This window comes from Bradyrhizobium oligotrophicum, from assembly GCF_051168495.1.
Lineage (GTDB): Bacteria > Pseudomonadota > Alphaproteobacteria > Rhizobiales > Xanthobacteraceae > Bradyrhizobium > Bradyrhizobium oligotrophicum_A.
In genome coordinates this window covers 41728-60591 of record NZ_JBNPVB010000015.1, presented here as the reverse complement: position 1 = coordinate 60591, position 18864 = coordinate 41728, and the positions used below count along the sequence as shown (strand labels likewise).

The 18864-nt window shown below is 65.0% G+C and carries 21 protein-coding genes; 7 read left to right on the top strand and 14 right to left on the bottom strand.

Going from position 1 to position 18864, the window contains the following annotated elements; translation table 11 throughout:
* Positions 1-119: 119 nt before the first annotated feature.
* Positions 120-1925, bottom strand: a complete 1806-nt coding sequence (gene xoxF5, locus ACQR1B_RS25500; RefSeq protein WP_434834873.1) for a lanthanide-dependent methanol dehydrogenase XoxF5 — start codon at positions 1923-1925, stop codon at positions 120-122.
* A 406-nt stretch (positions 1926-2331) separates the two neighbouring features.
* Here xoxF5 and ACQR1B_RS25495 point away from each other — a divergent pair, with 406 nt between their 5' ends.
* Positions 2332-3279, top strand: coding sequence for a helix-turn-helix domain-containing protein (locus ACQR1B_RS25495; protein WP_434834874.1), 948 nt, complete (start codon positions 2332-2334; stop codon positions 3277-3279).
* A 324-nt stretch (positions 3280-3603) separates the two neighbouring features.
* Positions 3604-3684: a pyrroloquinoline quinone precursor peptide PqqA gene (gene pqqA / locus ACQR1B_RS25490; protein ID WP_009031067.1), complete on the top strand. Its 81-nt coding sequence runs from the start codon at positions 3604-3606 to the stop codon at positions 3682-3684.
* A gap of 83 nt (positions 3685-3767) precedes the next feature.
* Here pqqA and ACQR1B_RS25485 read toward each other — a convergent pair whose 3' ends face one another.
* Positions 3768-4076 carry an EthD family reductase gene (locus tag ACQR1B_RS25485; RefSeq protein ID WP_434834875.1) on the bottom strand — a complete coding sequence of 103 codons (309 nt, stop codon included), beginning with the start codon at positions 4074-4076 and terminating at the stop codon, positions 3768-3770.
* Between the two features lie 217 nt (positions 4077-4293).
* Here ACQR1B_RS25485 and ACQR1B_RS25480 point away from each other — a divergent pair, with 217 nt between their 5' ends.
* The gene (locus ACQR1B_RS25480) at positions 4294-4506 is read left to right on the top strand and encodes a hypothetical protein (protein ID WP_006609620.1); all 213 of its coding nucleotides are present in this window, start codon (positions 4294-4296) and stop codon (positions 4504-4506) included.
* 25 nt (positions 4507-4531) lie between these two features.
* On the opposite strand, the gene ACQR1B_RS25475 is transcribed toward ACQR1B_RS25480, so the two are convergent.
* Genes ACQR1B_RS25475 through ACQR1B_RS25460 form a run of 4 tightly spaced genes read right to left on the bottom strand, consistent with a single transcriptional unit; the run spans position 4532 to position 7321 of the window.
* Positions 4532-4879, bottom strand: a complete 348-nt coding sequence (locus ACQR1B_RS25475) for a hypothetical protein (protein ID WP_434834876.1) — start codon at positions 4877-4879, stop codon at positions 4532-4534.
* 24 nt (positions 4880-4903) lie between these two features.
* Positions 4904-5614 carry an ABC transporter ATP-binding protein gene (locus ACQR1B_RS25470; protein ID WP_434834877.1) on the bottom strand — a complete coding sequence of 237 codons (711 nt, stop codon included), beginning with the start codon at positions 5612-5614 and terminating at the stop codon, positions 4904-4906.
* The gene (locus ACQR1B_RS25465) at positions 5604-6341 is read right to left on the bottom strand and encodes an ABC transporter permease (protein ID WP_434834878.1); all 738 of its coding nucleotides are present in this window, start codon (positions 6339-6341) and stop codon (positions 5604-5606) included. The genes ACQR1B_RS25470 and ACQR1B_RS25465 overlap by 11 nt, the downstream gene beginning before the upstream one ends.
* Positions 6341-7321: an ABC transporter substrate-binding protein gene (locus tag ACQR1B_RS25460; RefSeq protein WP_434834879.1), complete on the bottom strand. Its 981-nt coding sequence runs from the start codon at positions 7319-7321 to the stop codon at positions 6341-6343. The genes ACQR1B_RS25465 and ACQR1B_RS25460 overlap by 1 nt, the downstream gene beginning before the upstream one ends.
* 86 nt (positions 7322-7407) lie before the next feature.
* Here ACQR1B_RS25460 and ACQR1B_RS25455 point away from each other — a divergent pair, with 86 nt between their 5' ends.
* The gene (locus ACQR1B_RS25455; RefSeq protein WP_434834880.1) at positions 7408-7767 is read left to right on the top strand and encodes a hypothetical protein; all 360 of its coding nucleotides are present in this window, start codon (positions 7408-7410) and stop codon (positions 7765-7767) included.
* A 23-nt stretch (positions 7768-7790) separates the two neighbouring features.
* Here the strand turns inward: ACQR1B_RS25455 and ACQR1B_RS25450 are convergent, their stop codons facing one another.
* Both ACQR1B_RS25450 and ACQR1B_RS25445 read right to left on the bottom strand, forming a co-directional pair.
* Entirely contained in the window at positions 7791-8627 is an 837-nt protein-coding gene (locus tag ACQR1B_RS25450; RefSeq protein ID WP_434834881.1) for a quinoprotein dehydrogenase-associated SoxYZ-like carrier, read from the bottom strand.
* Between the two features lie 56 nt (positions 8628-8683).
* Positions 8684-9610 (bottom strand): quinoprotein relay system zinc metallohydrolase 2, encoded by a 927-nt coding sequence (locus ACQR1B_RS25445; protein WP_434834882.1) that lies wholly within the window; start codon positions 9608-9610, stop codon positions 8684-8686.
* Between the two features lie 161 nt (positions 9611-9771).
* Between ACQR1B_RS25445 and ACQR1B_RS25440 the strand changes: the two genes are divergently transcribed.
* Positions 9772-10653 (top strand): substrate-binding domain-containing protein, encoded by an 882-nt coding sequence (locus ACQR1B_RS25440; protein ID WP_434834883.1) that lies wholly within the window; start codon positions 9772-9774, stop codon positions 10651-10653.
* Positions 10650-11210: a PQQ-dependent catabolism-associated CXXCW motif protein gene (locus ACQR1B_RS25435; protein WP_434834884.1), complete on the top strand. Its 561-nt coding sequence runs from the start codon at positions 10650-10652 to the stop codon at positions 11208-11210. Before ACQR1B_RS25440 ends, ACQR1B_RS25435 begins: the two co-directional genes overlap by 4 nt.
* Before the next feature lie 190 nt (positions 11211-11400).
* On the opposite strand, the gene ACQR1B_RS25430 is transcribed toward ACQR1B_RS25435, so the two are convergent.
* From ACQR1B_RS25430 to ACQR1B_RS25410, 5 genes are all read right to left on the bottom strand, one after another.
* On the bottom strand, positions 11401-12015 hold the full coding sequence (locus ACQR1B_RS25430) for a hypothetical protein (protein ID WP_434834885.1): 615 nt from the start codon (positions 12013-12015) through the stop codon (positions 11401-11403).
* Complete coding sequence (locus ACQR1B_RS25425; RefSeq protein ID WP_434834886.1) at positions 12012-12866, bottom strand: ABC transporter permease; 855 nt, start codon at positions 12864-12866, stop codon at positions 12012-12014. Before ACQR1B_RS25425 ends, ACQR1B_RS25430 begins: the two co-directional genes overlap by 4 nt.
* Positions 12863-13672, bottom strand: a complete 810-nt coding sequence (locus ACQR1B_RS25420) for an ABC transporter ATP-binding protein (protein WP_434834933.1) — start codon at positions 13670-13672, stop codon at positions 12863-12865. The genes ACQR1B_RS25425 and ACQR1B_RS25420 overlap by 4 nt, the downstream gene beginning before the upstream one ends.
* 2 nt (positions 13673-13674) lie before the next feature.
* On the bottom strand, positions 13675-14679 hold the full coding sequence (locus tag ACQR1B_RS25415) for a YVTN family beta-propeller repeat protein (protein ID WP_434834887.1): 1005 nt from the start codon (positions 14677-14679) through the stop codon (positions 13675-13677).
* A gap of 518 nt (positions 14680-15197) precedes the next feature.
* Positions 15198-16406 carry an ABC transporter substrate-binding protein gene (locus ACQR1B_RS25410; RefSeq protein ID WP_434834934.1) on the bottom strand — a complete coding sequence of 403 codons (1209 nt, stop codon included), beginning with the start codon at positions 16404-16406 and terminating at the stop codon, positions 15198-15200.
* 142 nt (positions 16407-16548) lie between these two features.
* On the opposite strand from ACQR1B_RS25410, the gene ACQR1B_RS25405 reads away from it, so the two are divergent.
* Positions 16549-17028 (top strand): DUF3280 domain-containing protein, encoded by a 480-nt coding sequence (locus ACQR1B_RS25405; protein ID WP_434834935.1) that lies wholly within the window; start codon positions 16549-16551, stop codon positions 17026-17028.
* Positions 17029-18007: 979 nt separating this feature from the next.
* On the opposite strand, the gene fghA is transcribed toward ACQR1B_RS25405, so the two are convergent.
* The gene (gene fghA / locus ACQR1B_RS25400; protein WP_434834888.1) at positions 18008-18853 is read right to left on the bottom strand and encodes an S-formylglutathione hydrolase; all 846 of its coding nucleotides are present in this window, start codon (positions 18851-18853) and stop codon (positions 18008-18010) included.
* Positions 18854-18864 lie beyond the last annotated feature (11 nt).

The window sequence follows — 18864 nt, the reverse complement described above, 5'->3', positions numbered from 1 at the left end:
GCGGACAGGGCGGCGGCGACCGCAATCAAAATCTTACGCAAGGGCGTCATCCCAGTTTTCGAGGCAGGCGAACCGGCGCATGGACGAGAGGTCCATGCGCCGGAAGCAGACGGCTCAGGTTACTGCTGCGGCAGCGAGAACACGGTGAGCGCGCCGCCGAGGGCGGTGTAGTTGCTCAGCGCTGCGTAGCCGCCGACCGCACCGAGGCCGGCGGTCGGATCGGTCAGACCCGCCGCGAGGCCGATGCCGGCCCAGCCGCCGACACCCGAGAGCACGGCGACGTACTGCTTGCCGCCCGTCTCATAGGTCGTGACGTTGCCGATGATGCCGGACGGAGTCTTGAACTTGTAGAGCTCCTTGCCCGTCTTGGCATCGACCGCCTTGAGGTAGCCTTCGAGGGTTCCGTAGAACACCACGCCGCCTGCGGTCGCGAGCGCACCCGACCACACTGAGAACGGCTCCTTGTTCGACCACGCGATCTTACCGGTCTTGCCGTCCCAGGCGATGAAGTTGCCCATATGGGTCTCACCCGCCGGCGGATACATCGACAGCGTCGCGCCGACGTAAGGCTGACCTGCGGTGTAGCTCACCTTGAAGGGTTCGTAGTCCATGCAGACATGGTTGGTCGGCACGTAGAACAGCTGCGTATCCGGCGAGTAGGCGGCCGGCTGTTCGTCCTTGGTGCCGAGCGCTGCCGGGCAGATGCCCTTGGTGTTGACGTCCTCACCCTGCTTGTCGGTCGAGTACTGATCGACAACCTTCGGACGGCCGTAGGTCGCCGAGTTCTTGTCCATGTCGACGCCGGTGGTCCAGTTCACCTTCGGATCGTACTTCTCGGCGACCAGCAGTTCGCCGTTGGCACGGTCGAGCGTATAGGCGAGGCCGTTACGATCGAAGTGGGTCAGGAGCTTGCGCGGCTGGCCGTTGATCGCCTGGTCCGACAGGATCATCTCGTTGACGCCGTCATAGTCCCACTCGTCGTGGGGCGTCATCTGATAGACCCACTTCGCGACGCCGGTGTCGGCTGCGCGCGCGAAGATCGTCATCGACCACTTGTTGTCGCCGGGACGCTGCTTCGGATTCCAGGTCGAGGGGTTGCCCGAGCCGTAGTACACCATGTCGAGCTGCGGATCGTAGGAGATCCAGCCCCAGGTGCAGCCGCCGCCGGTCTTCCACTGGTCGCCCTGCCAGGTCTTCAGGCTCGAGTCCTTGCCGACCGGCTTGCCGAGCGCCGTCGTGCTGGCGTCGAACAGGATCTGGTCATCCGGACCTTCGGAATAGGCCTTCCAGACCTGCTTGCCGCTCTTGATGTCGTAAGCGGTCATGCTGCACTGGACGCCGAACTCGCCGCCGGACGTGCCGACCAGCACCTTGTCCTTCACCACCAGCGGAGCGGAGGTGCCGGTCTGGCCCTTGCTCGGATCGCCGTTGATGGCGGTCCAGACCTGCTGGCCGGTCTTGGCGTCGATCGCGACGAGCTTGTCGTCGGCCTGATGCAGGAAGATCTTGCCGTCACCATAGGCGACGCCGCGATTGACCGTGTCGCAGCACATCACCGGAATGACGTTCGGGTCCTGCTTGGGCTCGTACTTCCAGACGATCTTGTTGTCCTCGGCCAGATTGATGGCGTACACCTTGTTCGGGAACGGGGTGTGGACGTACATCATGTTGCCCACGATGAGCGGTCCGCCTTCGTGGCCGCGCAGCACGCCGGTGGAGAAGGTCCACGCGACCTGCAGCTTGCCGACGTTCTGAGCGTTGATCTGGTTGAGCTTGGAATATCGCGTATTGGCATAGTCGCCTGCCGGCATCACCCAATCCTTGGGGTTGGCCGACATCTTGACCAGCTCTTCGCTGGCGAATGCGCCACCCGCGGCGAGAGCCGCGACTGACGTCAGACAAGTTGCGAGTAGCACTCTTCGCATCGTCTTTCCTCCCGGGTTCAACTGAGGTTCCGCATCACGCGGCCCAGTATTGCTTCTTCGGCACGATTGATTATCCACTTCTCGATCGGGAAACTTGCCCAAAAGAGAAAAGAGCTTGCTCAAGAGTGAAGCGCAACGAAGTTTTTAGAGGAGATTTTGCTTTGCTGGACTGCAGCATGAAACGCGTTTCTGCTGCAAAGCATCAATTGCAGCGGTGCGGTTCCACCGTGGGTTGACGTTCTCCTTGACGTTACACGGATGAAGGCGGAGGATCGCCCTGGGGACACTTCGGAACTCAAGCGCCGCGAGGAGCGGGCAGCCTTAAAATGGGAGTAATTTGGCTACAGTCTCGTCTGCCGTCCTGCGGCGGACCTAACGCGTCTCGATCAAGAATCGGTGGATGAATATGTCCGGTACGATCCGCTCGCTCAGCACCACGGGGTTTTCGCCGAAGAGCCAAATTCAACGTTGGTCAGATGCACTGACCGATCTTTGTGGACGATTCGACGTCGACCCGTTGGAAGGGGCATCGTTCGAAGGGCATATCAACTTCACGACAGTCTCTCGCCTGAAGCTTTGCCAGATCGAGGCCAGCCAGCACCGGATTGCGCACACCTATGCGCGAGCGCGGGAGACGGAACATCCTTACATCAAGATCCTGTTCCAAACCTATGGAATCTCCTATTTCGAGCAGGATGGCCGCCAGATCGAGATCGGGCCCGGCGATTGTCTGGCCTATGACGTATCGTCGCCCCACACGATCATCAGCCCTGCGCTGACCCGCCATGATGTGGTGATCGTGCCCAAGGAGCTGCTGCATGAGCGCGGCTTCCGCTCGGAGAAAATGGCTGCCTATAAATTGTCGGCGCGAAGCGGGACCGGCCGCATCGCGCATGACATGACCCATGCCGCCTTCGACGAAGCCAATCGGCTGTCGCCAAATTCCGCGGCCAGCGTTGCCGAGTCGCTGATCGATCTGCTGCTGTTGCCCCTGCGCGAAGCGGATCGGATGCTGGATCGTGCGGGACCCGAGGCCGTCTACATCCGTGCGCAGGCCTTCATCCGCGAGCATCTTCGCGATCCCGATCTGTGCATCGACCAGATTTCGGCAGCCTTAGGTTGTACGAAGCGCTATCTCCATATGGTGTTCAGCGACCGCGGGATGACGGTGAGCGATTATATCTGGCGGGCGCGGCTTCAGCATTGTCGGCAGGAACTGGAAACGCAGAGCGGCAAGACCATCACCGACGTCGCGTTCTCATGGGGCTTTTCGAGCTCCTCGCATTTCAGCCGCGTCTTCCGCAAGTATTTCGGCGTCATGCCGTCGTCGGTGCACAAGACGGCCGCCCGCTGAGGCGTTGCGGGCCGGGCGGTCCTCCGCATCGACGGCGTGATCGAGACCGAGGTTCCTGCGCATCGACCTGAACCACAATCCGCACAATCTAAATTTGTTCATATTCGTCCAGGCCAGCGGAACATGAGCTGACGTGGTCGGACGCTGATTGCGGCATAACGTTGTCGGCGGGGGCTGCCGGTTTCGTTCTATTCAACCGGGACCACCACTCCCGGGAAATGCCGGGGCTTCGGCGAGCCTTGCGTTCGCGCGGACGTGGTCCTAGCTTTGATGGTGGCGCAAGCAATGCGTCAGTCAATGATAGTCCGAACTTGGGAGCTTGAAATGGCCTGGAAGACACCGAAGATCGTCGAAGTGCCGGTCGGCATGGAAATCAACATGTATGCCTGCGCGGCGCGCAAGTAACGACTAGCGATCTGCCAAGCCACGCAGGCGATGCGGCGGTGGCGGCTTGGCAGATCAATCTTGCATGGGGATCAACGCGCCGGTCAGACGTCCTGGGTGTCGAAAATGTAGAGGTCGACGCCGCCGTCGGCGAAGTTCGGTAGATCTCCCGCTGCGGCCTTGCCTTCAGCCGAGCCCATCCCCGCCTGCAGCGCCTGCATCGATTCGAATACCAGGGTGGCGACGAGATGGATGTTGGTGGGGCCCGCCGGTCCGTTCACCGGCCCCCGGCTGATGTCGTAGGATTTCAGTCCGGGAATCTTCTTCGCAAGCGGCACGTGGACGTTCGTGTAGTGCTTGTCGAACGCCTCGGCGCTCTTCGGGGTCTTGTAGAGTACGAGAACCTTGGACATTTGCTTCCTCCGCATTCGCTCTTTTTGAGGTCGATCGACCAGTCCCATTGCAGCCGATCTGCAGGTCCGGATCAAGCGTCAGGGCCGGCTTCGCCCATGGATGGTCGCTCCTGGCGCGGTTCTCCCGCTGCTGGCGGCGCAGAACTTGGAAACCGATTCAGCCTGATGCCGTAATTTCATGTATGGTCCTCCATCAGGCTTGCGAAGGACACCTGACATGAGCCCCATCGATCTCGTCATAACCGTCTGCGCCGTGCTGTCTCCGACCACCTGCGAGGAGCAGCATCTCGTATTCGCCGACGGCGGAGCATCGCTGCAGCAATGCGCGATGAAGGCGCCGCCCTACATTGCCCAGTGGATCGGCGAGCACCCGAAATGGACTGCGGTCCGATGGCGCTGCGAATATCCGCACAGCAACGACAAGGCCTGAGGCCGGAACACGGCAACGCGCTTGCCTACTTGGTGCAATCCTTCAGGTCCTTGTCGGTCACCGAGACCACGGCGTCGGCCTTGATGTCGAGATCGCGCACGGTGCATTGCCGGTCGCCGGCATAGCTCACCCTGGCATCGTAGCGCCCGGGTTCGACGCCGGAGAGCTTCAGCCGCTCGTCGTGATCGAGCTCCTTGTCCTTGTCGTTCAGCGTCTGGTTGGGTCCCCAATTGTTCTGGCCGGCAGGTGAAAGCTGGAATCCGGTCATCGTCGCGGTGGTCAGATTCCACAGCCGAATGCCCTTGCCCTGCGCGAAGGCCGCCATCGGAAGGCTGGATAGGATCATTGCCGTTCCGGCAAGTGCGCGTCTCATGGCGTTCCCCTGGATTTGTCATGACTATGACACGGAAAAATCCAGTCGCGCCAGATCGGCCTTGATTTTGACCACGAGGTCGTTGCTGCGCTGCGCACGCGGCGCGTCGATCGGCACGGTGTGGAGCAGGCGGGCCGGCCGCGGCGACAACACGAAGATCCGGTCGCCGAGCCGCACCGCGTCGTCCATGCTGTGCGTGACCAGGAGCGTGATCATCGGCCGGTTCGCCACGAGCATCGCGATCTCCTCGCGCAGCCGCGCGGCGAGGGCGTCGTCGAGCGAGGCCAGCGGCTCGTCGAGGATGAGGAAATCCGGCTCGACTGCAAAGGCCCGCGCGAGCGCGACGCGGCGGGCGAGGCCGAGCGACAATTCGCCCGGGAAATGGCTGCGATGCCCCTCGAGCTCGAGCACGCCGAAGATCGCGGCCAGCCTGTCCTCCGCGACCTCAGGCGCCGCCAGTCGGACATTCTCTTCCACGGAGCGCCATGGCAGCAGCCGCGGCTCCTGGAACACCATCGCGAGCCGGGCCTCCTCCGGCCGTGACACCTCGCCCTGATAGTCGCTGTCCAGGCCGGCGAGGATTCGCAGCATCGTGCTCTTGCCGCAGCCAGAGGGGCCGACGACGACGCCGACCTCGTCCCGCTGCAGCGCAAACGCGATTCCCGCAATCACCTCCTGGCGCTTGCCATTGGCGCTGGTGTAGCTCTTGGACCTGATGTCGACCTCAAGCCGCACGGAGTCGCCACCTGGATGCGCGCTGCTCGAACGGCTGGACGATGGCGGCTTCGATCACCAGCACCACCGCAGCGAAGCTCAAGGAGTAGGCGAGCAGCAGCGGGATGTCGAACAGCTGGAAGGCGACGCCGATCTCGAAGCCGATGCCGTTGGGACGTCCCAGCAGTTCGGCGACCAGCACGATCTTCCAGACCAGCGACAGGCCGGAGCGCGCGGCGGCTGCAATATAAGGCGCGAGCTGCGGCAGCAGGACGTGGCGGAGGATGCGGCCGCGTGGAAAGGCGAACACCTTGGCCATCTCGTCCAGCGACGGATCGAGCGCGCGGGCGCCTTCGCGCAAGGTCACGACGGCGGTCGGCAGCTTGTTGATCGCGATCGCGGCGATGGCGGCGACCTCGGTGAGGCCGGCCCAGATATAGGCGAGCACGATTACGACGAGCGCCGGCAGATTGAGCAGCAGGATCAGCCAGGGATCGCCGAGGCGGTCGGCGAGACGGCTGCGGCCCATCAGAAAACCGAGCGCCGAGCCCAGTGCCATCGACAGCGTGAAGGCGAGGGCGACCCGGGCGAGGGTGGCGCCGAGATGAAGAAACAATGCGCCGGATTTCGCTTCCGTGATGGCGACCGCGAGCACGGCCGATGGCAGCGGCAGCTTGGCGCTGCCGGCGACGGCCGCGGCGATCCACCAGGTGGCCAGCAGGAGTGCGAAGGACAACAGCCGCAGCACTAGTCCCTCGCATCCGTCCTGTAGTAGGTGCCGGGACTGAGCTCAGCAGAGGGGCCGACCAGATCGCGTCCGCCGATCGAGGCGAGCACGCCGTAGAGAACGCGGGCGTCGGCCTCTTCCTCGGCGACCGAGCGGCGCGGAATGCCTTCGCGATAGCGATCACGATAGGCGCGCAACGTCGCCTCATCCGGCGCGCCGGTCAGCGGCGCAATCGTCTGCCATTCGGCATCCGACGTCGCCAGGATCTCCTTGGCCTTGGCCGTGACCGACAGAAAGCGCGTCACGAGATCGCGATGCCCGGCGGCCCAATCCTCGTCGAAGACGTAGCCGATCATCGCGGTACGGCCCTTGGCGCCGAACGGGGCCAAGAGATCTTCAACGCCGGCGAGGCGGCGGAAGCCTTTGGCCTCCAGTGCCGCGCAGAAGTTCCAGTAGTTCAAGCCCGCATCCATCTCGCCGTCGGCCAGCTTGGCGGCGAGCAGCGGCGGCGCGCCATAGGTGATGGTCGCCTGCGACTTCAGGTCGATGCCGTCGCGCTTCAGCGTGGCCTGCAGCAGCAGCCAGCTCTTATCGAGCGGCCCGCCGGCGACCGCGAGCTTGCGTCCCTTGAGATCGGCGAGCGTCTTGAGCGGCGAGCCGGCCGGCACCATCACGGCGCCGAGGGCGCTCGAATAGGGAGTGAAGGTCAGCTTGGCGCCGAGCGTGCGCTCGCGCGAAACCCACAGCCAGTCCGACACCATGATGTCGGCATTGCCGGCGCGCAGCGCTATCTTGCCGGCCTCGGGACTCGCGAGCTCGACGGCGTCGATCACAATGTCCGCCTGCTTGTCGAGCTGGTGGGCGCGGATGACGGCCAATTCCCAGGCGAAAGTGCCGGTCTTCTGCACCGCAACCTTCACTGTCTCGGCGGCGCAGCATGCCGAGACCGGCAGCATCGCGCAGGCGAGGAGTGCGACCAATAAACGACCGATCCGCGTCATGGGCCCGTCTGCGTTTCCTCGAGATGTGTTCTTTTCAGCTTCAGTCCCTTAGCATAGCCTGAGCTGCGATGCCGCGGAGGACTGTCATGCGTTGTGCTGTTCCGGTAGGACCGATTGTCGCCATCTGTCTCGCGCTGATGGGCTCCAGCGGCCCTGTCAGCGCCGAGGACCTCAACGACTATCCGACGTCCGCACGGGCCGAGTATGTGTTCGGCTGCATGAAGGCCAATGGCGAGACCCGGGAGGCGATTTCCCACTGCTCGTGTTCGATCGACGTGATCGCGTCGATCATTCCCTATGAGCGCTACGTCACCGCCGAGACCGTGCTGAGCATGTCCCAGGTTCGCAGCACGCTCGGCACCCAGTTCCGGACCTCCGAGCAGGCTGCCAGCGCGCTGAACGATCTCCGCCGGGCGCAGGCCGAAGCCGAGGTGAGGTGTTTCTGACGCCTTGCGGCCTGGCCACGCCATCAAGTACCCGAGCCCTCCGCCGGCCATTCGTGCTCGAACACATGGCCCTGCGTATCCCTGGCTTCGGCGCGGAAGTGCTTGGCGCCGTTCGACACATAGGTGAAGCGGATGTTCGGGTCCTCCGAGATGGAGATGCCGCCTTCGACCGAGAGTACCAGATTGCCGTCCTGTGACAGTGTCAACTGATCGACGAAGAAGGCCGGGATGTAGAGCTGCGTCACCTGGTCCATCTGCAGCCCGGAATTGTTGGGATGCCCGACCATGACCTGTGCTTCGCGGATACCGCTGGTGGCGCCATCACCGCCTTGCGTGAACTGGCGGTAGCGCATCTGGCCGATGCGCGCCTTGGCCTCGTCCGGGTTCTTTGCAGCCGGCGCGGAGCAGCCGCCGGACGCTTTCACGAAGGTCTTGACGACGTAGAGCTGGCCGTCGGTCAGCTCGGCCACGGCATGCACGTCCGTATAGTTGTTGACGCGGACGCGGGTCGCGATCGCGGTCACGTTGGCCTCCGAGCCCAGCGTGAACTTGGCCGCCATCGGTGCCGGGTTCTGGTCGATCACCAGCGTGATGCTCTTGATGCGGCGCTCGTCGGCGGGCGACAGCTTGCTCCGCAGGGTGACCGGAACCACCGAGGCATCTTCGGCGCGCACGGGCATCTCGATCGCCAGCACGTTGGCGCCGTCCTGCATCGGCTTGTTGTTGAAGATGTCCTGAACCAGCCCGGGCCACGGATCATAAGCATCAGCGCCTTTCGCCGGTGCGGAGGCGAGCGCGAGGCTGGCGCCGAGAAGCCAGACGCTGAGAAGAGATGTGGACGGCAGGCGGAGCCCGGTCATGGCGCAGTCCTCCGAAAGCGGTGTGCATAGCCTATGATCATAGCGCGTCCCTCGCTTCATTCCCATTCCATTTCCGAGAACGCCGCCGTGGCGTTGCGCGCATGGTAGTCGTCGAACAGCTCCCACTTGCCGCGTTCCGATCCGGCGGCCATCGCGGCATCTGCAATCGGTTTGCCCGCCTTGATCAGGCCCCGAACGTCATGGGCGAGAGTATCGAGGTAGCGGCGCTCGTCGGTCAGCGCCAGCGGCCAGGGGCTGACGGGTCCATGGCCCGGCACGACGCGCTCGGCCGTGATCTCCGCGAGCACCCTGATGTCTGCGATCCAACCGCGCAGGCTGCCGTCCATCACGGGGACGTGACGCAGGAACACGAGGTCGCCGGCAAACAAGGTTCGGCTCTGGTCGTCGGTCACGGTCAGGTCGCAGTCGCTGTGCGCGGTACTCCACGCCTTCAGGGCGAGCGTGCGGCCGCCGAGGTCGAGCGATGCCTGGTCCTCGACCACGATCGAGGGTGCGATCAGGCGGACCTCGTCGATCAGTTCTGCGCCCATCAGCCGGCGGAAGGCCTCGATATAGTGCGGCCCGCGCACGGCCAGCGCGCGCGGCAGGTTCTTGGCGCCCACGAACTGCGTACCGTCACCCTGGAACGCGGCATTGCCGAACACATGGTCGGGGTGGGCATGGGTGTTGATGACGTAGCGGACCGGCTTGGCGGTACGGGCGCGGATCGCGGCGAGCAGGGCGCGGCCCTCGCGGACGCTGCCGCCGGTATCGATGACCGCCACCGCCTCGCTGCCGATGACGAAGCCGACATTGGCGATGGCGCCGTCGTTCTCGGCGGTCATCAGCGCCGTCCGTCCGATGTGGACGAAGACGCCGGGCGCAACCTCGCTGACCTCGAGTTCCTGCGGCTCGGCATGAGCCCCGCTGCCGAGCGCGAGAGCCCCCCATACCGCGAGAGTGCTGAGCAGTTGTCTCACCATCGGCTTGCCTTGCTTGCGTGCGACCCGTGCTCCCCGCCGCGAGCGCTGCGGCGCAGCACGCGGTCAACACTTCGCGATGTCGCCAACTGTTGCGCCCGCGAGGCCGGCGGCCTAGCATTTTCGAAAATAGCTCGATGCGCTCCATAGGGATGGAAACACGAATGACGAAGCGTCACGGTCTTGTCTGCTCGCTGGCTTTTGCCGCGGGGATTACCCTGCTCGGACCAGTCGCGTCTCACGCGCAAAGCAATGATGGTCTTGACCTGTCGATCGAGCTCGTCGATCCCAAGGTGCTCCGGGTCTGCGCCGATCCGCGCAACCTGCCGTTCTCGAACGAGAAAGGCGAGGGGTTCGAGAACAAGCTCGCCGAGTTCCTGGCGGCGAAGCTGCAGAAGAAGGTCGACTACACGTTCTTTCCGCAGGCGACCGGCTTCGTGCGCATGACGCTCGGCTCGCATCGCTGCGACGTGATCATGGGATTCCCGCAAGGCGACGACCTCGTGCAGAGCACCAGTCCCTATTACCGGACCGCCTATGCGATCGTGACCAAGCCGGGCTCTGACCTCGCCGACGTCACGACGCTGGAGGACGCCAAGCTCAAGGGCAAGCACATCGGCATCGTGGCGGGCACGCCGCCGGCGACCAACATGGCGCTGGCCGGGCTGATGCCGCTGGCCAAACCCTATCCGCTGATGATCGACACGCGCGTGGATTCGTCGGCCGAGGCGATGATCAACGATCTGAAGTCCGGCGAGATCGATGCCGGCGTGCTGTGGGGCCCGATGGCCGGCTACTACGCCAAGCAGGCGAGCCCGCAACTGCACGTGACGCCGCTGGTGAACGAGACCACCGGGCCGAAGCTGATTTATCGCATCGCCATGGGGGTGCGTGGCGCGGACCAGAACTGGCGTCGTCAGCTCAACAAGCTGATCCAGGAGAACCAGGGCGAGATCAACAAGATCCTGCTCGACTTCGGCGTGCCGCTGCTGGACGAGGGCAATCATCTGATCACCGCCGAGGCTTCGGACAAGAAGTCGCCATGAGCGTTCGGCTCGCCGCCGCGGCGTTGGCAGGCGCGCTGCTGATCGCCCCGGCCGCGCGGGCCGACGATCTCGTCGCGGAGCCGGACAGTTATCGCATCGAGAACTACCGCGCGCCGGTGCCGACGACGCTCAATGGCGCGCGCGTGCTGTCGACGCAGGAGACCGAGGCGATGTGGCGGGCCAAATCGGCCGCCTTCATCGATGTGCTGCCGCGGGCGCCCAAGCCGAAAAATTTGCCGGCGGGGACCGTGTGGCGCGTGCAGCCGCGCCTGGATATTCCCGGCAGCATCTGGCTGCCCGACACCGGCTATGGCGCGCTGGCGCCGCCGACCGAGGCCTATCTGAAACGCGGCCTTGCGCAGGCGTCGGGTGGCGATTTCGGCAGTCTGCTGGTGTTCTATTGCCTCGAAGATTGTTGGATGTCGTGGAACGCCGCGCGGCGCGCGCTGACCTACGGCTATCGCAACGTCGCCTGGTATCCCGACGGAACCGACGGCTGGGCCCGCGCCAACCTGCCGCTGCAACAGACGCAGCCCGAGCCGCGGCCGGAGGAGTGAGCGGTCCGGCTCGTGACCAATGATGATGCTGCTCGTTTTGTTGCTCGTCATGGCCGGGCTTGTCCCGGCCATCCACGTCGTGCCGCGCGGCCGGACGTGGATGCGCGGGACAAGCCCGCGCATGACGATGGAGAGGCAGGGGTGCGCTTGCTCGACATGTGCTTTGTTCCCGCGAGCGACATCCGCGGACCTACTCCATGTCCTGCTGGATCTCGCGGGCCAGCGCGAACAGGCGCTGGTCGATCGCGGTCGGGACTTCGCAGACGAACTTCATCACGCGCCGGCGGTCCTCGAAGATGCGGGTCTCCCAATTCAGCTGGTTGGTCATCTCCTCGACCTTGGCCGCATCCGGCGTGGCGCCGCTCTGCATCTCCTGGAGAGCGATGGTGTCGCCGCGCACCTTGTCGACGGCCTCGCGCTGCTTGCGCATGACGCGCTCGAGGCCATTCATGACGGAGCTACGCTGCGCGTTCAGCGTGTCGAACAGGCCCGCGAACAGCAGCTTGCCCCTGCGCGTCTTCTCCTCGGCCGTGCCGGTGAGGAAGTCGGCGACATCCTTCTGCGCCTGTTCAAGCGGGATGCGGCGCGCGGCCAGTTTGGCGACGAGTTCGGCAACCTTGGCATCGTCCTTCCAACTCGCGCCGACGTCGTCGATCGGCGGCCCGGCCCAGACCGCGGCGATCGAGATTTCCGGCACCTTGGCCTGCGGGCAGGGCCAGTCTGGATAACGCGGATCGGCGGCGAGCGTGGCGCTTGCGGATGCCGACAACAGCACCATCGCCGTCAATAGACCTCTCAACCTCATGCCTCGCCTCCAGGACCACGCCGCACGAAACCACGCGAGGGATCGTAGGCGAGGATCGCGCCGATCATGAACACCGCGGTGCAGCCGCCGACCACGGCCAGCGACACCCAGTTCAACTTGCCATACAGCGCGAAACGAATGAGCTCGACCGCATGGGTGAAGGGATTGGCTTCGCACAGATAGGCAAGCCACGGGCTACCTTCCTCGACGCGCCAGAGCGGGTAGAGCGCGGACGACGCAAAGAACATCGGGAAGATCACGAAGTTCATGACGCCTGCGAAATTCTCCAGCTGCTTGATGCCGGAAGAGATCAGCATGCCCAAGGCGCCGAGCATCAGGCCGGCCAGGATCAGCGCCGGCAGCACCGTGAGATAGCCCATCGGCGGCGGCGTGATGTCCCAGAACCAGGCGATCGCCAGGAACGCATAGACCTGCAGCACCGACACCGCGGTGCCGGCGAGCAGCTTGCAGAACAAGAGATAGCCGCGCGGCAGCGGGCTGACGAGCAAGGTGCGCATGTTGCCCATCTCGCGGTCGTAGACCATCGATAGCGACGACTGCATGCCGTTGAACAGCTGGATCATCGCCATCAGGCCGGGCGCGATATAGACCTCATAGAGGATGTAGGTCTCGTAGGGCGGGATGATGGAGATGCCCAGCACCTGGCGGAAGCCGGCGGCGAAGATGAAGAGCCAGACCAGCGGGCGCACCAGCGCCGAGACGAAGCGCTCGCGCTGGTGCAGAAAGCGCAGCCCCTCGCGCCAGACGATGCCGGTGAGGCAGGTGATGTATTCGCCGGCCGTGAAGCCGCTGCGGGCCGGGGCGGGGGGGTGGACGGTCGTGACGGTCATGTGTCGGCACTCCGCGCCGGGCTCGCCTGCGTGGTCAGCCGCGCGAACGCTGCGTTGACGTCTGAGGCGCCGGTCTCGGCGATCACCTGTGGCGCGGGCCCGCGCGCCAGCACGCGGCCCTGGTGCAGCACCACGAGATCATCGGTTGGGGCGATCTCGTCGAACAGGTGGGTCGCCCAGAGCACGCCGATGCCCTGCTCGGTGACGAGCTGGCGGACATGACCGACGATGTCGGCGCGGGCCTTGACGTCGAGCCCGACGGTGGCCTCGTCGAGCAACAATAAGCGCGGCCGGTGCAGCAAAGCGCGGGCGATCTCGAGGCGGCGCATCTGGCCGCCGGAGAGATCGCGCACCTTGCTGCTGGCGCGGTCGGCTAATCCGATCCGTGACAGCAGTTCCTCGCTGCGCGCGCGGGCCTCGCGGCGCGAGATGCCATGCAGCGCCGCGTGATAGAGCAGGTTCTGCGTCAGCGACAGATCGAGATCGAGTGTGCGCGACTGGAACACGACACCGAGCAGCCGCAGCGCTTCGCCCGGCGTGCGGCCGATGTCATGGCCGAAAATGCCGATATGGCCGGTCTGCACCGCGAACAATCGCGTGATCAGCGAGAACAGGGTGCTCTTGCCGGCGCCGTTGAGGCCGAGCAGGGCCGTGAAGCTTGCAGGCCTCACCGCGAAGCTGACATCGTCGAGCGCCTTGCGCGCGCCATAGGAATGGCTGACGCCCGCCACCGACAACGCGGGGGCCTGGTCGGACGCCAGCTGCGGCGCGGGGTTCGTGGAGTCGAGAGCGGGTGCGTTCTGCATCATCATGGCTGTGCAATCGTGATGCCCCAGGGCAGCTCGCCGACCTGGATCGTCTTGATCACCTTTTGCGCGGCAACGTCGATTACCGAGACATCGTTGGAGACGCCGTTGGTGACCAGAAGATATTTCTCATCCGGCGTGAACTCCATGTGCCAGACGCGCTGGCCGACCAGCAGGTATTTCTTCACCTCGTGTGTGGTGCCGTCGACCACGGCGACGCGGTTGGCGGGGCCGAGCGCGACGAAGCCGGTCTTCCCGTCCTTGGTCAGAGCGATGCCGACCGGCTGGATCGCCTCGCTGCGCAGGCCGGGCACGGCGAACTTGATCTTGCCGGTGACCTCGCGCTTGGCGGGATCGATGATCGACACCGTACCGCCGATCTCGGCGGACACCCACAGCTCGGAGCCATCGCTCTTGAACTCGGCGTAGCGCGGCCGCGCATCGACCAGCACGTTGGCGACGATCTGGCGCGTCGCCGTGTCGATGAAATGCGCCATGTTGGTGGTCTCGGAGGTGCAGATCAGGATCTTGCCGTCCGGACTGAGCATCATGCCCTCGGGCTCGACGCCGACCTGGACGTCGCCGATACGGATACGCTTCTCGAGGTCGAGCACGGTGACGGTGTTGTCGTTCTCGTTGGCGACATAGAGCGTCTTGCCGGCAGCGTCCTGCGCGAACAGCTCGGGATCGGGACCGGAGGGCAGGGTGTCCACGACCTCCATCTTCTTGGCGTCGATCACCTGGATGGTGTCGTCATCGCCGACTGCCACCATCACGAACTTGCCGTCCCGCGTGAACGAAATGCCGCGCGGGCGCTGGCCGACCTTGATGGTCTTGGTCACAGTCCATGTGTCGGTGTCGATGACGGACACCGTGTTGCCCTTCTCGTTGGAGACGTAGGCGACGAAGGCGGAGGCGGGGGTGATGGTGGCCAGTGACAGCGCGGCGGTGAGCAGCGAGGCGGTTAGGGGCGCCCTTAGCGAAAGCCGATCGCGGAACGTCCTCATTCGAGTCGTTGCCTGAGGGAGTCGAGCTGTCGCCACGGCGGCGGTGCGCTCCCTCTCCCCGTTCTTCACGGGGAGAGGGTTGGGGTGAGGGGCAGCCGCGGGCGCCAGACCCAGCGGAAAGCCCCCCTCACCCGGATTGCATCTGCGATGCAATCCGGCCTCTCCCCGCACGCGGGGAGAGGCTTGCACCGCGCCCGCGGTGTCGGCGGTGGCCTCCTCATACGTAGGGCAATCGCATATGGAGATGCGGAGCTGTCGCCGCGACCGATCCTGCACGTGAGTTACTCGGTCATGCCCGGGCTTGTCCCGGCCATCCACGTGGTTCTCAGCGCGCCGGACGACGTGGATGGCCGGGACAAGCCCGGCCATGACGACGCGGAGGGAGACGCGCGCATAACCTCGATCGTCATATGCGATAGCCTTGCCCTCATACGGGAGAGGCTTCGAGCCGGGAAGCGCGGCTTTCGGTATTCGACCTGTCGGACTGCGCATCTTCATCCACATCATCACATCCGACATCATTGCAGCTTGCACTTGGTTTCGGGGCGGTCGACGCCGAGCGTGTCGAGTTCGGAAACCTGGTGCAGGAAGCCCTCCTGCGGCGAGACCGACACGATCATGCGGCCGTCGGCCAGCAGGATCGGCTGGCGCAGTTGTAGGTTCCAGTCGCGCAGCGAGAGGCGGGTGCCCTTGAACGCGGCGATGGTGAAGCTCGGGCTCTTGAGATAGTCGCTCATCGCCTTGGCATCGCCGGAGTTCGTTCGCGAGGCGGCTTCGCCGACCATGCGCACGGCCATCCAGGCCTGCATGTCCAAGGCATCCATGCGGCGCAAGGCGAGCTTCATGAAGCGGTTCTGCAATTGCGTCGCGCCCCATTGGTCCTGCGACGGGTCCCAACTCGTCGGCCGCAGGCCGGCCGAGCCGGCAACGGGCCGCGCATCCCAGGTGCGGTAAGGCAGATAGTTGGCGAACACCTCGCTCTCGTCGGCGGCGACCAGTACGTCGTAAGCTGATGCCTTCTGCGTGAACACCGGCATTTGGCGCTGGATCAGCGTCACCCCGCTGTCGGTGCGCCGCGCGCCGCCGGTGTCCTCGAAGGTACGTTCCTCGACGATCTTGGCGCCGAAGCGGGTGGCGGCGCGACGCAGCGCGTCGGCAAACAGCTTGTCGTTGCCATGCGAGCCGGTCACGAGCAGCCAGCGCTTCCACTGCTTCCACACCAGGTATTGCGCTAGGCCGTCGGCCAGCATCGAGCGCGTCGGCGCGACATGGATGACATTGGCGCGGCAGTCCTGCTCGCGCAGGCGGTCGTCGGTGGCACCGACATTGAGCAGGGTGACGCCGCGCGGGCGCAAGGCGTCGGCGACTTTCAACAGCGCATCCGGCGGCAGGTCGGCGAGGATGAAGCCGGTCTTGCCGGCGAGTTCATTGGCCGCTTGCGCGGCGTCCTCGTCGTCCTTGACGCGACGGTCGACCAGGGTGAAGCGCTGGTTGAGGAACTTGCCGGTGGTGTTGTTGTCCTCGATCGCGAGCCGCGCGCCGGCGACGCCGTCATCAGCCGCGGGCTGGTCGAGCGGCGACAAGGTCTGCGGTACGCCGGCACGGCCGAGATAGCCGATCGCGATGTCGACCGGCTCCGCGGCGCGAGCGGCGGTTGCGACGGCCATGAGGCTGATCGTGCCGATCAGGCATCGCGCCAGAACTCCCAGGACCACATGTCCTCCCATTGTTCCCTCATCACGTGCCGGACGAGGTTTCGTCTTGCAAGATGACCGAATTGGCCTAGCTTTCAACCCCACTTTTGGCTGTGCAGCGTCATTTCGGATCACGACCTTGAAACTCATCGTTCTCCTCGCCTCCGTGATCCTGATGTCTGCGACATCAGCGCGCGCCGAGCCGCCCAAGGTGGCGGTGTTCGACTTCGAACTGATCGACACCAGCCTGCAGGGCGAGGTGCAGGGTCCGCGCAGCGACGAGCACGCGCGGCTGGCACATGCGGCGGAGCAGCTCCGATCGGCGCTGCAGGAGTCCGGACGATTTCGCGTTGTCGACATCGCTCCCGTTAACGATGCGGCGCACAACAGCAATCTGCAGGCCTGCGGCGGCTGCGACGTCAAGCTGGCCGCTGAGATCGGTGCGGACATTGCCATCACCGGAACCGTGCAGAAGGTCTCGAACCTGATCCTCAACATGAACATCTATCTGCACGACGCGCACACCGGCCAGCCAATGGCCATCATGACGGCGGACATGCGCGGCAACACCGACGAGTCGTGGACGCGCACCATGGCCTGGCTGGTCCGCAACCGCCTGCTGGCCCCGAACTACGGCGCGCCGCAGGCGCAATAGGCGGCGTTGGCTGCGCGCGTGGCGCGGGCGGTGCCTGCGGCCATCCTTCGAGACGCCCGCCTGCGGCGGGCTCCTCAGGATGAGGGCGAAGTGTGCGGCGACATCCACGATCGTCGTGTTGCCCCTCTCCATGAACACGCCTCTCGGCGTGTTCATGGTCCGGTGTGCAGTGCCTCGGCTCTTGAACCTCTCCATGAACACGTCTCTCGTCGTGTTCATGGTCCGGTGTGCAGTGCCTCGGCTTTTGACCCTCATGGTGAGGAGCGCCGCACGCGGCGCGTCTCGAACCATGAGGCCTCAGACGCTGCGAGCATCCTCGATCGTAGACGATCGTTTCATTCACACACGACGCAGCATTCTCGCGGCGGATGACGCCCGAGCTTTGCGGCTTCAATCGCCCCTCGAAAAACAAGAGGCGCAGGGAAGGCCGGGAGCCTGCCGCCCCCATGGCCCGCCTGCAGACAAGAATGCAGGCGGCAGGTACCACAGGTTCGGCTCGGACTTCCCGGCCCTCCCTGCGCGATGGTCTTCACGGTTGCTTCGCGCTCTCCCCGGTGCGCCGGGCTTTCTGGTCACCGTGCGCGACGACACGCACTCAGCGCGCCGCCGCGGGGGCATCGGCATCGGGATGCCAGGACCACGCGACTTGGCCGTACGCCGTGGCACGTTCGTCCGCGTGCCCCGGGCAAGTCAGGCCCTAGCACGCTGCGCGCCGCCGGCGTCCACCGCATCCCACCTCCACGTTCGTGACGACCGCGATACGCCCTCTCGACGAGGCGGGATGGCGGGATTCAATCATGAATTCTGTAAAAGCGAAACAGAAATCTTTTTCGCGCCAGGACTGGACAAGGGTGATCGCCTTGCGCTGCCTATGAAAACAGCCGTTTGCGCGCACGCGATATGAGGATGCCGGGGGCAACGACATCGCCTCGACGGGCGCACCATCGCGCCCGCCGGGCAAATCAGTCTGCAACTGCGATCAGCGCCCGAGCCGCGCGGCGTGCCAGCGCAGATGATCGGCCATGTAGGTCGAGATGAAGTAGTAGCTGTGGTCGTAGCCCTCCTGCTTGCGCAGCAGGAGCGGGATGTTGGCCTTCTCGCAGGCAGCCTTGAGCAGCTCCGGGCGCAGCTGCTGGGTCAGGAACTGGTCGGCATCGCCGACATCGACCAGGAGGTCGGAGACGCGCGCGCCGTCCTCGATCAGCGCCACCGCATCGTGCTTGCGCCAGGCCGCCTTGTCGGCGCCGAGATAGCCGCCGAGAGCCTTCTCGCCCCACGGTACCTGCGACGGCGCCACGATCGGCGAGAACGCGCTGGCCGCGCGGTAGCGGTCCGGATTGCGCAGCGCCACCGTCAGCGCGCCATGGCCGCCCATCGAATGGCCCATCACCGACTGACGGCGCGGGTCGACCGGGAAGTTCGCCGCGACCACGCTCGGCAGTTCCTCGGTGACATAGCTCCACATCCGGTAGTTCTTTGCGAACGGTTCTTGCGTCGCGTCGACATAGAAGCCGGCGCCGAGGCCGAAATCATAGGCATTGTTGGGATCGCCGGGCACGCCATCGCCGCGCGGCGAGGTGTCGGGCGCGACGAAGATCAGGCCGAGCTCGGCGCAGGCGGCGCGGAACTCGCCCTTTTCGGTGACATTGGCGTGGGTGCAGGTCAGCCCCGACAGATACCAGACCACGGGAAGCTTCGCGCCGGACGCTTGCGCCGGCACGAACACCGAGAACGTCATCTCGGTCTTGGTCTCCTGGCTGGCATGCCGGTAGACGCCCTGGACGCCGCCATGGGACTTGTTCTGGGAGACGGTCGTGAGCGTCATGGGATCACCTG